The sequence below is a fragment of the Kingella negevensis genome (genome assembly GCF_030177895.1).
In the GTDB taxonomy this organism is placed as follows: Bacteria; Pseudomonadota; Gammaproteobacteria; order Burkholderiales; family Neisseriaceae; genus Kingella_C; species Kingella_C negevensis.
In genome coordinates this window covers 1,631,710-1,644,650 of record NZ_CP123448.1, presented here as the reverse complement: position 1 = coordinate 1,644,650, position 12,941 = coordinate 1,631,710, and the positions used below count along the sequence as shown (strand labels likewise).

The 12,941-nt window shown below is 46.3% G+C and carries 12 protein-coding genes and 1 pseudogene; 5 read left to right on the top strand and 8 right to left on the bottom strand.

Features of this window, described 5'->3' with window-relative positions; translation table 11 throughout:
* The first annotated feature begins 291 nt into the window (after window positions 1-291).
* The gene (locus QEO93_RS09065; RefSeq protein ID WP_032136995.1) at window positions 292-2,079 is read left to right on the top strand and encodes an aminopeptidase P family protein; all 1,788 of its coding nucleotides are present in this window, start codon (window positions 292-294) and stop codon (window positions 2,077-2,079) included.
* A 301-nt stretch (window positions 2,080-2,380) separates the two neighbouring features.
* Window positions 2,381-3,172, top strand: coding sequence for a sulfite exporter TauE/SafE family protein (locus QEO93_RS09060; RefSeq protein ID WP_032136994.1), 792 nt, complete (start codon window positions 2,381-2,383; stop codon window positions 3,170-3,172).
* 55 nt (window positions 3,173-3,227) lie between these two features.
* On the opposite strand, the gene QEO93_RS09055 is transcribed toward QEO93_RS09060, so the two are convergent.
* On the bottom strand, window positions 3,228-3,590 hold the full coding sequence (locus QEO93_RS09055) for an ACP-like domain-containing protein (RefSeq protein ID WP_032136993.1): 363 nt from the start codon (window positions 3,588-3,590) through the stop codon (window positions 3,228-3,230).
* A gap of 184 nt (window positions 3,591-3,774) precedes the next feature.
* The gene (gene ribF / locus QEO93_RS09050; RefSeq protein ID WP_032136992.1) at window positions 3,775-4,701 is read right to left on the bottom strand and encodes a bifunctional riboflavin kinase/FAD synthetase; all 927 of its coding nucleotides are present in this window, start codon (window positions 4,699-4,701) and stop codon (window positions 3,775-3,777) included.
* 162 nt (window positions 4,702-4,863) lie between these two features.
* Here ribF and QEO93_RS09045 point away from each other — a divergent pair, with 162 nt between their 5' ends.
* The gene (locus QEO93_RS09045; protein ID WP_032137004.1) at window positions 4,864-5,613 is read left to right on the top strand and encodes an amino acid ABC transporter permease; all 750 of its coding nucleotides are present in this window, start codon (window positions 4,864-4,866) and stop codon (window positions 5,611-5,613) included.
* 225 nt (window positions 5,614-5,838) lie between these two features.
* Window positions 5,839-8,613, top strand: a complete 2,775-nt coding sequence (gene secA, locus QEO93_RS09040; RefSeq protein ID WP_032136991.1) for a preprotein translocase subunit SecA — start codon at window positions 5,839-5,841, stop codon at window positions 8,611-8,613.
* Between the two features lie 58 nt (window positions 8,614-8,671).
* On the opposite strand, the gene ubiE is transcribed toward secA, so the two are convergent.
* From ubiE to QEO93_RS09010, 6 genes and pseudogenes are all read right to left on the bottom strand, one after another.
* Window positions 8,672-9,415 carry a bifunctional demethylmenaquinone methyltransferase/2-methoxy-6-polyprenyl-1,4-benzoquinol methylase UbiE gene (gene ubiE, locus QEO93_RS09035; protein WP_032136990.1) on the bottom strand — a complete coding sequence of 248 codons (744 nt, stop codon included), beginning with the start codon at window positions 9,413-9,415 and terminating at the stop codon, window positions 8,672-8,674.
* On the bottom strand, window positions 9,412-9,777 hold the full coding sequence (locus QEO93_RS09030; RefSeq protein WP_032136989.1) for a hypothetical protein: 366 nt from the start codon (window positions 9,775-9,777) through the stop codon (window positions 9,412-9,414). The genes ubiE and QEO93_RS09030 overlap by 4 nt, the downstream gene beginning before the upstream one ends.
* 41 nt (window positions 9,778-9,818) lie before the next feature.
* On the bottom strand, window positions 9,819-10,481 hold the full coding sequence (locus QEO93_RS09025) for a rhomboid family intramembrane serine protease (protein WP_032136988.1): 663 nt from the start codon (window positions 10,479-10,481) through the stop codon (window positions 9,819-9,821).
* 28 nt (window positions 10,482-10,509) lie between these two features.
* The gene (locus QEO93_RS09020) at window positions 10,510-10,932 is read right to left on the bottom strand and encodes a gamma-butyrobetaine hydroxylase family protein (RefSeq protein WP_032136987.1); all 423 of its coding nucleotides are present in this window, start codon (window positions 10,930-10,932) and stop codon (window positions 10,510-10,512) included.
* A 140-nt stretch (window positions 10,933-11,072) separates the two neighbouring features.
* Window positions 11,073-11,628: pseudogene (locus QEO93_RS09015) on the bottom strand (Maf family protein).
* A 71-nt stretch (window positions 11,629-11,699) separates the two neighbouring features.
* On the bottom strand, window positions 11,700-12,179 hold the full coding sequence (locus QEO93_RS09010) for an FKBP-type peptidyl-prolyl cis-trans isomerase (RefSeq protein ID WP_032136985.1): 480 nt from the start codon (window positions 12,177-12,179) through the stop codon (window positions 11,700-11,702).
* Between the two features lie 381 nt (window positions 12,180-12,560).
* Here QEO93_RS09010 and QEO93_RS09005 point away from each other — a divergent pair, with 381 nt between their 5' ends.
* Complete coding sequence (locus QEO93_RS09005; RefSeq protein WP_032136984.1) at window positions 12,561-12,839, top strand: hypothetical protein; 279 nt, start codon at window positions 12,561-12,563, stop codon at window positions 12,837-12,839.
* Window positions 12,840-12,941 lie beyond the last annotated feature (102 nt).

Genomic DNA, 12,941 nt, shown 5'->3' with positions numbered 1-12,941 from the left:
TTCGTTGCCGTAGCAGCGAAGAACCGAATAATACGCATCTACCTCTAAATCGTCAACTCCTAATTCGCAAAAAAATTCAAAATTTCTCACTAAAAAATATCAAGTATCTGTTTATTAACGTTTTTTATTTTTTAAAATTTTTGAAATAACTTTCATAAAACTTCCTCATTTACAAATATATCTAAGGCAAAACCAGCCAATTCAATTAAAAGGTCAAGTACAATCCTACCTTTCAACTCTCCTAACCTCACTAACTATAGTCACGTGAGCCAACCATAAAGAAAGTAAACCATGAGTACAAAAAACCTAACCATCCTCCGCGCTCAAATGCGCCAACACCAAATCGCCGCGCTAATTATCCCCACCGCCGACCCCCACCTATCTGAATACTTGCCCCACCACTGGCAAGCCCGCGATTATTTTTCAGGCTTCACGGGCTCAGCAGGCGTGTTAGTCGTGCAGCCTGAAAGCGCACAATTATGGACAGACTTCCGCTATTGGGAACAAGCCGAAGCCGAACTTTCAGGCAGCGGCATCACGTTAGAAGAACAACAAAACGGACGCAACCACATCGCCGCACTCGCACAAACGCTGCCTGAAAACGCACGCGTTGCCATTGCGTCCGATATGCTTTCGCTCGCCGAACAACGCCACATTCAGGCTGCGTTTGCCGACAAAAACATCACACTTTGCTGCGACTACGACATCGCTGCCGAAGTGTGGGGCGAGCAACGTCCAGCCCTGCCCACCGCGCCCGTGTTTGCGCAAAAAGCCCAATTTGTGCCACAAACCGCCGCCGAAAAACTCAACCACGTCCGCGAAAAAATGCGCGAAAACGGCGCACAATGGCACTTAATTTCTGCGTTGGACGACATCGCGTGGCTCACCAACCTGCGCGGCAACGACATTGAATACAACCCCGTTTTCCTGTCGCACTTATTGATTGGCGAAAATGGCGCAACGCTATTCGTATCGCCCGACAAAATCAGCGCAGACATTCAGGCTGCCTTAAATGCCGCGCAAATCCAAGTCGCGCCGTATGAAAGCGTTGCCGAAGCGTTAGCCGAACTTTCAGGCTGCCTGATGTTTGACCCAAACAAAATCGCCGTTTCTACCGTTTTCAGGCTACCTGAAAACGTGAAAATCGTGGAGAAAAGCAATCCGTCCAGCCAATTCAAAGCGGAAAAATGCGCCACCGAAGTCGCCAATATCCGCACCGCCATGTTGCAAGACGGGATTGCGCTCTGCGGTTTCTTCGCCGATTTTGAAGCGCGTTTGGCAAACGGCGACGACTTCAACGAATACGACATCAACGCGATGTTGCTCAAACACCGCAGCCAGCGCGAACATTTTGTGTCGGAAAGTTTTGGCACGATTGCAGGTTTCAACGCCAACGGTTCTATGCCGCATTACAGCGCACCTGTTTCAGGCAGCCTGAAAATTGCGGGGGACGGTTTGTTGCTGATTGATTCGGGCGCGCAATATCATTCTGGCACGACTGACATCACACGCGTTGTGCCTGTGGGCAAGCCATCTGCGGCGCAAATCCACGATTTCACTTTGGTGTTGAAAGCGCATATTGCCTTGGCGCAGGCGGTGTTTCCTGAAGGGATTATGTCGCCGATGTTGGACGCGATTTGTCGCCAACCGATGTGGCAGGCGCAATGTGATTTCGGGCATGGTACGGGGCATGGCGTGGGCTATTTCTTGAACGTGCATGAGGGGCCGCAGCGCATTTCGTATCACGCGCAAAGCAAGCCTGAACACGCGCTGCGCGAGGGTATGCTGACGTCTAACGAACCGGGCTTGTATCGCCCGAACCAATGGGGCATTCGTATTGAGAATTTGGTGGTGGCGCAACGCGTGTCGCAGCCTGAAGAAACGGCGTTTGGCAAATTTTTGTGTTTTGAAACGGTAACGCTGTGCCCGATTGATACGCGTTTAGTGGACGTGAGTTTGCTGAATGAGAATGAGCGTGGGTGGTTGAATGGCTATCATGCGAAGGTGCGTGAGGCAATTTTGCCGTTTGTGGACGGGGCGGCGAAAGATTGGTTGGTGGCGCGGACGGTGGCGATTTAGTTTTCAGGCTGCAATTCAGCGCACAGTCATTTTTTGAGTAGGGTGTGTGAACTTGTTCACGCACCAACTTACTCGTGTGCATGCGTACCGCACACACTCTACTTATGAATTTTTGTCGTGTACAGAAAGGCTGCAAAAAATAGGCTGCCTAAAAGTATAAGGGCAGCCTGAAAGAGGTAAGGGAATACAGTTCAAAAAGGATTGCTGTTGCTTTTTGAATGTGTGTATTTTATGGCGTGAAAATTAGCAGAGAATTAGCGGTTTGAAATTTTCAGGCTGCGTTTAATAAAGGAATAGCGAAATGCTGTTTTTGGCTTATATATTGATTGGCGTGGTAACAGGTTTTTTTGCGGGCTTGTTTGGCATTGGCGGCGGCACGATTATTGTGCCGATGCTGACGATTTTGCTGCCACAAGCGGGCGTTCCTGATGATAAGTTAATGGCGATGACGCTGGGGACTTCGTTTTCTACGATTGTGTTCACGTCTGTCGCGTCGGCGTGGCAACATCACAGAATGGGCAATGTGGATTTTCGGGTGTTTAAGGTGTTTGTGCCGACTGTGATGTTATCGGTGTTTGGGTTTGGCTGGTTGGTTACGTTTCTGCCCAAAGCGGTGCTGATGAAGATGTTTGCGGTGATGATGTTGTTTTTGTCGGTGAAGATAATTGTGTCTAGCCGTCAGTCTGGGCAAACGGTGGTGAAACCGCTCACGGCAAAAGTGCAGATGGTGGCTGGAACGGTGATTGGTGCGCTGTCTAGTTTTGCTGGGATTGGCGGTGGAGCGTTTATTGTGCCGTTTTTGAATAGCCGTGGGTTTGAGATGAAACGGGCGATTGGCACATCTTCAGCGTGTGGGGTTTTGTTGGCTTTGGGCGCGACTGTGAGTTTTATGTTGAGTGGCAGTCATTTGGAGAATATGCCTGCGTATTCGGTGGGATTTGTGTACGTGCCTGCATTTTTGGGGATTGTGGCGGCGAGTGTAGGTACGTCTAAATTTGGAGCGTTGGCGGCGAATAAGTTGCCTGTGCCTGTGCTAAAAAAAGCATTTGCGACATTTTTGTGTTTTGTGGCAATTGCGATGTTTTTTAAATGATGAAAAACGCAGCCTGAAATTGTTTTCAGGCTGCGTTTTGTTGTCTTAAACCAAATTAGTTAGGACGGCATTCTTTGTAAATGATTTTGTTGTTTGGCGCAGTAACGGTGCCTAAGATTACTTGGTTGTATGTGGTTGCGTCCACGTAGTCAGTATCAATCATGTAGCTGCCTGCCTTACCAAATGTTGTGCCAGTTAAATCTGATTGCGCCAAGTTGGTTTTCATGGTGCGTGTTGCGCCATTCAATTTTGCTGTGGCTTTAGTGGGCAAGTTTTGTTTGTTGAATGTGTAAGTTACGTTGATGTTTTTACCGCCTTGGCAGGTGTAGTTTACTGTTTTTGGGGTCATCGCCATGGCTGATGTTGATGCGAACAAGGTTGCTACGGCTGCTAATGTTGCGAATACTGTTTTTTTCATGTTGGTTCTCCAAATTTTCTAAGTTTAGAAAGGTATCTCGTTGTGAGATGTAGTCATCATACGCTTGAGAATGGTTAGCGTTTGTTTAGTGTATGTAAATAATCTGCGCGGGGCAAGATAAATCTAGTTAATGCAGCCTGAAATGGGTGTTTTTTGTGAAAACTGCTAGAAAATGTGTAAATTTTCAGGCTGCCCAGTTTTCTGCGTCTTTCATGTCTTGATGAATTTGGGCTTGCAATTCATCTATGCTATCAAATTTAATTTCATCACGCAGTTTGTGCAAAAAGCTGATGTGTAGGCGTTGTCCGTATAAATCGCCTGTGAAGTTGAACAGGTGAACTTCTAATTTTGACTCAGGCGTGTTGGACACGGTTGGGTTGCTGCCAAACGAGGCAACGCCGCGATAAATGCCTGTTTCGGTGTGCGCTTGAACGACAAACACGCCACTCAAGGCGTAATGGTGTGCTGGTAGATGAATGTTGGCGGTTGGGCAACCGATGCTTCGCCCTAATTTTTTACCGTGTTTGACGTGTCCGCTTAGGGTGTATGGATGTCCGAGAATTTGGGTGGCTTGGGCGATGTCGCCGTTGCTGAGCGCTTGGCGTACTGATGTGCTGCTGGCGCGTCCACCTGCGACTAATATGCTGGGGGTACGTTCGGTGACGAAATCGGGCTGCTGACTGAGTAGCTCAAAATCGCCGCCACGCGCTTTGCCAAATCGGAAGTCGTCGCCGACTAATAGATAGCGTGTGTTGAGTTTGTCGCGCAAAATGATTTGGATAAATTGGTCGGCGGTTTGGTTGGCAAAATGGGCGTTGAAGCGGATAACGCAGATATTTTTCAGGCTGCCTGTTTCTTGTAGTAAACGCAATTTGTCGCGCAAGGGGCTGAGGCGATAGGGTTGTGGTTTGTGGGCGAGTTTGCTGAAAAATTCGTTGGGTTGCGGCTCAAATACGATGGCTACGGGATTCAGACTGCGTTCGCTGGCTTGTTGGGCAAGTCGTTCTAAAATATGGCGATGTCCTGTGTGTACGCCGTCAAAATTGCCGATAGTTACTGCACTGTTTGGGATATTGCGTGGAATGTTGTTTATACCGAACCAGATATTCATAGTTTGTGCTGCTATGTGTAAAAAAGTGGCATTTTAATGATTTTTCAGGCTGCCTGAAAATATTTCGTTGCGTTGTGTGCGGTTTTTTGTAAAGTAAGTAATGCGGTTTTAGCTAAAATGCGGTATATTCGTTTAATTTTACTAATTGGTGTTACCTTTATTATGAGCTTTCGCTTTGACATTATCATGGAATACCGTCAGATGTTTATTGACGGTGCGTTGCTGACGCTGAAATTAACCAGTGCCGCTGTTTTGGGCGGTTTGTTTTTGGGCTTGATTGGTGCGCTGATGAGGATTGTTCACTTTGAAAAGGGTGGACCATTTTTGCGTGGTGTGGCGTGGGTCATGCGGACGATTTCGTTGTTATACGTTACGTTGTTCCGTGGTACGCCGTTGTTTGTGCAAATTTTCTTGTGGTATTTTGTGTGGTTTGTGGCTTTTGTGAACCCAACCAATGGCTGGTTTGTGAGCGGTGATGCGGCGGTGGAATTGCGCCGTGGTTATGGCCCGTTTGTGGCAGGTGGCTTGGCGTTGATGTTTAACACGGGCGCGTATATCACGGAAATTATCCGCGCAGGTATTCAATCAATTGACAAGGGACAAATGGAAGCGGCTCGCTCTTTGGGCTTAACGCATGCGCAAGCGATGCGTTTTGTGATTTTGCCACAGGCTTTGCGCCGTATGCTGCCGCCGTTTGCGAATGAATTTATCACGTTGTTGAAAGATAGTTCGCTGTTGTCTGTGATTGCGGTGCCTGAGTTGTCTTATGTACAAAAAACCATTTCGGGTCGTTATTCAATTTATGAAGAGCCGTTATATACGGTGGCTTTAATTTATTTGGTGATGACGATTTGCTTGAGTTGGTTCTTCTCGATGTTAGAGAAAAAATACAACGGCGCCCACCGCCACTAATTGAGCTTGTGAAACATACCCGTTTGCTGAAAAGTAAACGGGTATGTTTTTTGCTGTAAACAAAGTTTCAGGCTGCATTTTTGATTTTTGACGCAGCCTGAAAATAGATTGTAATTTTTCAGGCTGCATTCCGTTTGATAAACAGCAATTTGCCCCTATATCGTCTCTCTATGTTAAAATTCAGCCGTTTTGCCGCGTGATGCGGCGTGAGGAAATTGATAAATTATGCTAACCAGTATCGCTAAAAAAATCTTTGGCAGCCGCAACGACCGCTTGCTGAAGCAGTATCGTAAAAAAGTTGAGAAAATCAACGCATTAGAAAACGAAATCAAAGCGCTTTCTGATGATGAATTGAAAGCTAAAACCGCCAAATTCAAACAGCGTTTGGCAGATGGTTCGACGCTTGATGATATTTTGCCAGAAGCATTTGCCGTGTGCCGCGAAGCGTCTCGCCGAGTGCTGGGCATGCGCCATTTTGATGTGCAGTTGATTGGCGGTATGGTGCTGCACGATGGCAAAATCGCGGAAATGCGTACAGGCGAAGGTAAAACTTTGGTGGGTACATTGCCTGTGTATTTGAACGCATTATCAGGCAAAGGCGTTCATGTGGTGACTGTGAACGATTACTTGGCGGAACGTGATGCGAACATCATGAAACCGTTATACAACTTCTTGGGTTTGAGCGTGGGCGTGATTTTGAGCAATCAAGAGCCGTTCTACCGCCAAGAAGCATATAGCAGCGACATCACTTACGGTACAAACAACGAATTTGGTTTTGACTATTTGCGCGACAATATGGTTACCGACCCATACGACAAAGTTCAACGCGAATTGAATTTTGCCGTGGTGGACGAAGTGGACTCCATTTTGATTGACGAAGCGCGTACGCCGTTGATTATTTCGGGTCAAGCCGATGACAACATTGATTTGTACAAAATCATGAACCAAGTGCCAGCACGTTTAGTGCCACAAGAAAAAGAAGACAGCGAAGAAGGTGATTATTGGGTTGATGAGAAAAACCAACAAGTTACGCTGTCTGAACAAGGGCATGAACACGCGGAACACATCTTGGCGGAAATCGGTTTGCTGAAAGACGGCGAATCTTTGTATTCTGCGAACAACATCATGTTGATGCACCACTTAATGGCAGCATTGCGCGCGCATACTTTGTTCCATTTAGACCAGCATTATGTGATTAAGCCAAACGAAGAAGGTCAAAACGAGATTGTGATTGTTGATGAACACACAGGTCGTTTGATGGACGGTCGCCGTTGGTCGGACGGCTTGCACCAAGCCGTTGAAGCCAAAGAAGGCGTGGACATCAAAAAAGAAAACCAAACGCTGGCAAGTATCACATTCCAAAACTATTTCCGCTTGTACACCAAATTGGCTGGTATGACGGGTACGGCGGACACAGAAGCATTTGAATTCCAAGATATTTATGGCTTGGAAACGGTAATTATTCCAACCAACAAGCCAATCCAACGTATTGACTACAACGACCAAATCTTCCGCACTGCAGAAGAAAAATACGAAGCCGTTGTGAAAGATATTAAAGAGTGTTACGACCGCGGTCAGCCAGTATTGGTTGGCACAACCACGATTGAAAACTCTGAATTGGTTTCTCAATTATTGAAACGCGAAGGCTTGCCACACAATGTCTTGAACGCAAAAGAGCACGAACGTGAAGCCTTGATTGTCGCGCAAGCAGGTAAGCCAGGCATGATTACCGTGGCGACCAACATGGCAGGTCGTGGTACAGATATTGTGTTGGGCGGCAACGTGCAACATCAATCTGACGCGATTATGGCAGACGAAAGCCTGAGTGATGACGAGAAACAACGCCAAATCAAAGCGTTGGAAGACAGCTGGGAAGCAGACAACGAGTTTGTGAAAAAAGCAGGTGGTTTGCACATTATCGGTACAGAACGCCACGAAAGTCGCCGTATCGACAACCAGTTGCGCGGTCGTTCAGGTCGTCAAGGCGACCCAGGTTCTAGCCGATTCTATCTATCGTTTGAAGACCCATTGTTGCGCTTGTTTGCACTTGACCGCGCGGCAGCAATTTTGAACAAATTAGCCCCAGAACCAGGTGTGGCGATTGAAGCCAACATTTTGACGCGTCAAATTGAAAACGCGCAACGCAAAGTGGAAGGTCGTAACTTTGACATGCGTAAACAAGTGCTGGAATACGATGACGTGGCGAATGACCAGCGCAAAGTCTTGTATCATCAACGCAATGATATTTTGTTGAGCAAAGACATCGGCAGCATTATCCGCGATATGCGTCAAACCGTGATTGCGGGCTTGGTTGATACGCACATTCCGCCAAACAGCATGGAAGAGCAATGGAATGTTCCTGCATTGGAAGCGATTTTGAGCGGCGAATTCCGTATTCACGCAGATATTTCAGGCTGGCTGAAAGCCGATAATTCTTTGGAAAACGAAGACATCAAAGAACGCTTGTTGGCACAAGTTGAGCAGGAATATCAAGAAAAAGTGGATTTGGTTGGTGCAGAAGCATTTGGCAACTTTGAACGCAATATTGTATTGCAAGTGATTGACACACAATGGCGCGAACATTTGGCTGCGATGGATTATCTGCGTCAAGGCATTCACTTGCGCGGTTATGCACAGAAAAATCCAAAACAAGAATACAAACGTGAAGCGTTTGAAATGTTCCAACGCTTGTGGAACAACATTCAATACAGCACCACAGAATTGCTGGTTTCTGTTCGTATTCAACCCAATGAAGAGCTGCCTGAAGAACCTGCGCAACATGAACACGTTGCCATAGAAACCAATCACGCAGCCGCGCCAAACATGGAAGCTGTGATGAGCGAACCACGCCCAGCGTTTAACCCAGAAAATGTCAGCGAAGAAGACAAACCTTTCTTGCCTGACGCGCTGGAGCAAGCTGGGATTACGGTTCATCGTAATGACCCTTGTCCTTGTGGTAGTGGTTTGAAATATAAGCAATGCCATGGTCGTTTAGCTTGATGATGTAAACAAAAGCAGCCTGAAAAACTTTTCAGGCTGATTTCTTTATTGTGCTAACTTAAAATTTCACACCTTTATGCAAAGCCACTACACCAGTAGTCAAATTGTGATAATCCACTTGGTCAAAACCCACGTCTAGCATCATCTGTTTCAACGTTTCTTGGTCTGGGTGCATACGGATAGACTCCGCCAAATATTGATAACTGTCCGCGTCTTTCGCAATCAATTTACCCATTACAGGCAAGAACTTGAACGAATAGAAATCGTAAGCAGGCGCAAGCGGTTCATACACTTTAGAAAATTCCAACACCAGCAACGTGCCACCAGGTTTCAACACGCGATACATCTCGCTCAATGCCACATCTTTATGCGTCATATTGCGCAACCCAAACGACACCGACACCAAATCAAAATAATTGTCAGGAAACGGCAGTTTTTCCGCATCGCATACCGCCACAGGCAAAATCATACCCTCGTTTAGCAAGCGGTCGCGCCCCACAGACAGCATAGATGAATTGATGTCCGTCAGCCAAACCTCGCCCTCTTTACCCACACGTTTCGCCCAACCGCGCGACAAATCGCCCGTGCCGCCTGCAATATCCAACACCTTGCCGCCTTTTGGCACACGCGCCGTATTAATCGTGAAATGTTTCCAAACACGGTGTAACCCGCCAGACATCACATCATTCATGATGTCATAATTTTTCGCGACAGAATGGAACACTTGCGCCACTTTATTCGCTTTTTCACTTTCGTTTACGGTTTGGAAACCGAAGTGTGTTTGTTTATCTTGATTACTCATTTTTTAGGCTCACTAGCTGCTAATTTAGGGGACAATTTTTTCACACAGGCGCGAATCGCATTATCATTCACGTGCAATAATTTCGGGTCAGCTTTCTCAGGTGTCGCAAAGTAAACCGCCAAAGCCTCTTCCCAAGATTGTTTCCCTTGATAATTTTTCTTACCCTCTTCATACACGCAACCGCAAACCTGTTTTGCCGTTTCCTGATTTTTCGGGTCGCTTGCCGCGTCAGCATGGTCTTCCAGCGCAGATTGCACACATGCTTGAGCAAATTGTTTTTGTACACTACCGTTTGGACGCTGGTCGCAAGCTGCTAAACCCAATAACGCACCCAATACCAAGCATAAAGTTACTTTTTTCATCACATAATCCTTAAAACTGTTTTTCAGGCAGCCTGAAAAACTCAACGCCGTTTTTTATTTACCAAAAGCTCAAACGCCAGATAAAGCAACGGCAAACTCATAATGCCAATATAAACCCCATGCACCACAAACACCAACGGCACTAGCACCCCAATAAACAACATGCCAAACGCTGCACCGCCCAAATGCGCCGCATGTCCCACATAATCATTCGGACGCGGATTCAACAGCGACCAAACCGAGTACGCAAAATACAAAGTCGCATAAATCCAAGCTGTGATAGGCACAGGAATAGGGAAAATAATCATGCTGTTGAACGGCTGCAACGCAATAGACGCGAAAATCACACCCGACACCGCACCTGAAGCCCCAATCATCGCATAGCTCGGGCGGTTCTTATACAGCCAAAGCGACAGCACAGAGCCGGCCAACCCCGACAAAAAATACAGCACCAAAAACAGCCCAGCACCAAACAAACGGATAATAATCGGCGCAAAAAAATACAGCGCAAGCATATTAAAAAACAAATGCCCCCAACTCGCATGCAAAAACATAGACGACAGCAACCGCCGATATTGCTTATTGTAACGAATTGCGCCTACTTGGAACTGATAACGCTCAAAAAACACAGAATTACTCAAGCCAAAATAGCTCACAACAAAAGTAATCCCAATCAAAATATACAAAATCAAAGTATCATTCATAAACTACTTTCAGGCAGCCTGAAAAATCCTAATGGCTACACCCACAAGACCCACCGCCACAGCCCCCACCATGCGAATGCCCTTTTGCAGGACTTTCATCAAACTCACGATTAGAACTAGCTGCCGCCAATCTGTCCAAATAATCCTGCCATAATTCAGGCTGCTTTTCGCCCAAGTGGCGCAAATAATCCCAATCATACAAACCGCTATCATGCCCATCAGAAAACGAAATCTTCAACGCATAATTGCCCACACCTTCCAAATCAGAAATCAACACAAAACGCTTACCCGTTTGCAAAGTTCCCTGACCCACGCCATGCCCACGCACTTCCGCGCTTGGCGAATACACACGCAAAAATTCAGCGGGCAAAGCAAATTCTCCGTCTGCATAAACCAAAGTCAGCACATCACGCGCACGGTTCAAACGCACTTCTTCAAGCACAAAACTCATCGCAGTTCTCCAAAAAAATAACGCAGATTGTAGCAGATTTCAGGGTAAAACCTTTGCAAAACTCCAGATTTGAGCAGTTTTCAAAGCCATAGCAGCGCATGGCGAAGAAAAGTGCCAAAGATAGAGATTTTGCAAAGGTTTTACACGGTTTGAAACGGCGGCACTTTTACTCCACAACGACGCAATAGTTCCACCGTTTCAAAAACAGGCAAGCCCATCACGCCCGTAAAACTCCCCGATAAATGGCTCACAAACACGCCGCCCAAACCCTGAATCCCATAAGCCCCAGCCTTGTCCAACGGCTCGCCAGTCGCCACATAAGCCGCCATTTCCGCCGCAGAAATCTCACGGAACTGCACATCATTTTGTTGCACCGCCGAAAACTCCGCGCCATTAAACGACACGCAAACCCCCGTCAAAACCTGATGCACGCAGCCTGAAAGTTGCGACAACATTTCTATCGCCTGTTCTGCGGATTCAGGTTTGCCCAAAATCTGCCCATTTAACACCACGCTCGTGTCCGCACTAATCACAGACAAATTATTTTCAGGCTGCATTTTCACTACTGCGCGATTTTTCTCCAGCCAACGGCGTTTCATCAATATCCGCCGCCACTGCGTTCACTGTGTAACCCAAATTCTGCAAAATCTCACGTCTGCGCGGACTGCCTGACGCTAATAAAATTTCTCGTTTCATCACAAAATCCTTAAAAAGATTTCAGGCTGCCTGAAAAATACTTCAGGCAGCCTGAAAAAACTGCTATCTATTTAATGATGATGACCATGTGCACCATGTGCATGACCATGTTCCAACTCTTCAGAAGTCGCTTCACGGATAGAAACCACAGTGCCTTTGAAACGGATAACCATACCAGCCAATGGGTGATTACCGTCCACAACTGCTTTGCCGTCTGCCACATCAGTTACGCGATAAACCACCACGCCACCGTGCTCAGGGTCGTCTGCTTCAAACATCATGCCTGGCTCAACTTCCACTGGAAACACGCTCACATCTTCAATGCGAACCAACTCAGGGTCTTGCTCACCAAACGCGTCTTCAGGCTGCATGGTAACGTCCACCACGTCGCCCACTTTTTTTTCATGCAAAGCTTCTTCCACCAAAGGGAAAATGCCATCGTAGCCGCCATGCAAATAAGCAATCGGCTCAACGGTTTTGTCAATCAATTGGTTATCCGCGTCATACATTTCGTAATGCAATGTTACTACGGTATTTTTAACAATGCTCATCATCGTTTCCTTCGTTTAGTTGTTACGCCAAAAGGCAAAAGTTCTATGAGTATAACATAGGCAGCCTGAAAATAGCCTCATTGTTGCCAAACAACAACATTCTGCTGCAATTTTACAATTTGCGCAAACCCCACCGCCTTTCACCAAGAATCAATTTACTATTTAAAATCATAAAACTAACAAATTTCACACAAATAAACAAAATTCACCCTCTTGCATAATAATTGCACCGTAATAAGTTTTCAGGCAGAATGCGAAAGTTCCAAAATAGAAAGCGTTTCTGGCAATAAAATAATCCAAAACATTATTGAAAAGTCAGAATTAAAGCTGTTTTGTACCATTCCCTTTTATATATATAATTTTCTTACAAGGTATCGAAAAATGAAAAAATCATTAGCTGTTGCTGCTTTATTGTCTTTGTTCGTAGCTGCTTGCGGCGGCGAATCTAAACCAGCTGAACAACCAGCTCAAGCTGCTGCTTCCGCTGCTTCTGCGGTTGTTGCTGAAACTGCATCTGCAGTAACTGCTGAAGTTGCATCTGCAGCTTCTGCTGTTGTTGCTGAAACTGCTTCTGCTACTGAAGCTGCTGCTTCTATGGTTGAAGCTGCTGCTTCTATGGTTGAAGCTGCTGCTCCTGAAGCTGCTTCTGCTGCAAAATAATCTTTCTTTACCGCGTCTAGCGGAGAAATAGATGGATAACACGGGGCTGGATACATTCGTATTCAGCCCTATCGTTTTTTTCAGGCAGCCTGAAATCTTTGC

Bases quoted from the DNA above. Each gene is read 5' to 3' on its own strand.
- QEO93_RS09025 (WP_032136988.1), bottom strand. From the start codon at position 10,481: ATGAATGATACTTTGATTTTGTATATTTTGATTGGGATTACTTTTGTT.
- QEO93_RS09020 (WP_032136987.1), bottom strand. From the start codon at position 10,932: ATGAGTTTTGTGCTTGAAGAAGTGCGTTTGAACCGTGCGCGTGATGTG.
- ubiE (WP_032136990.1), bottom strand. From the start codon at position 9,415: ATGAGTAATCAAGATAAACAAACACACTTCGGTTTCCAAACCGTAAAC.
- QEO93_RS09045 (WP_032137004.1), top strand. From the start codon at position 4,864: ATGAGCTTTCGCTTTGACATTATCATGGAATACCGTCAGATGTTTATT.
- secA (WP_032136991.1), top strand. From the start codon at position 5,839: ATGCTAACCAGTATCGCTAAAAAAATCTTTGGCAGCCGCAACGACCGC.
- QEO93_RS09010 (WP_032136985.1), bottom strand. From the start codon at position 12,179: ATGAGCATTGTTAAAAATACCGTAGTAACATTGCATTACGAAATGTAT.
- ribF (WP_032136992.1), bottom strand. From the start codon at position 4,701: ATGAATATCTGGTTCGGTATAAACAACATTCCACGCAATATCCCAAAC.
- QEO93_RS09060 (WP_032136994.1), top strand. From the start codon at position 2,381: ATGCTGTTTTTGGCTTATATATTGATTGGCGTGGTAACAGGTTTTTTT.
- QEO93_RS09030 (WP_032136989.1), bottom strand. From the start codon at position 9,777: ATGAAAAAAGTAACTTTATGCTTGGTATTGGGTGCGTTATTGGGTTTA.
- QEO93_RS09005 (WP_032136984.1), top strand. From the start codon at position 12,561: ATGAAAAAATCATTAGCTGTTGCTGCTTTATTGTCTTTGTTCGTAGCT.
- QEO93_RS09065 (WP_032136995.1), top strand. From the start codon at position 292: ATGAGTACAAAAAACCTAACCATCCTCCGCGCTCAAATGCGCCAACAC.
- QEO93_RS09055 (WP_032136993.1), bottom strand. From the start codon at position 3,590: ATGAAAAAAACAGTATTCGCAACATTAGCAGCCGTAGCAACCTTGTTC.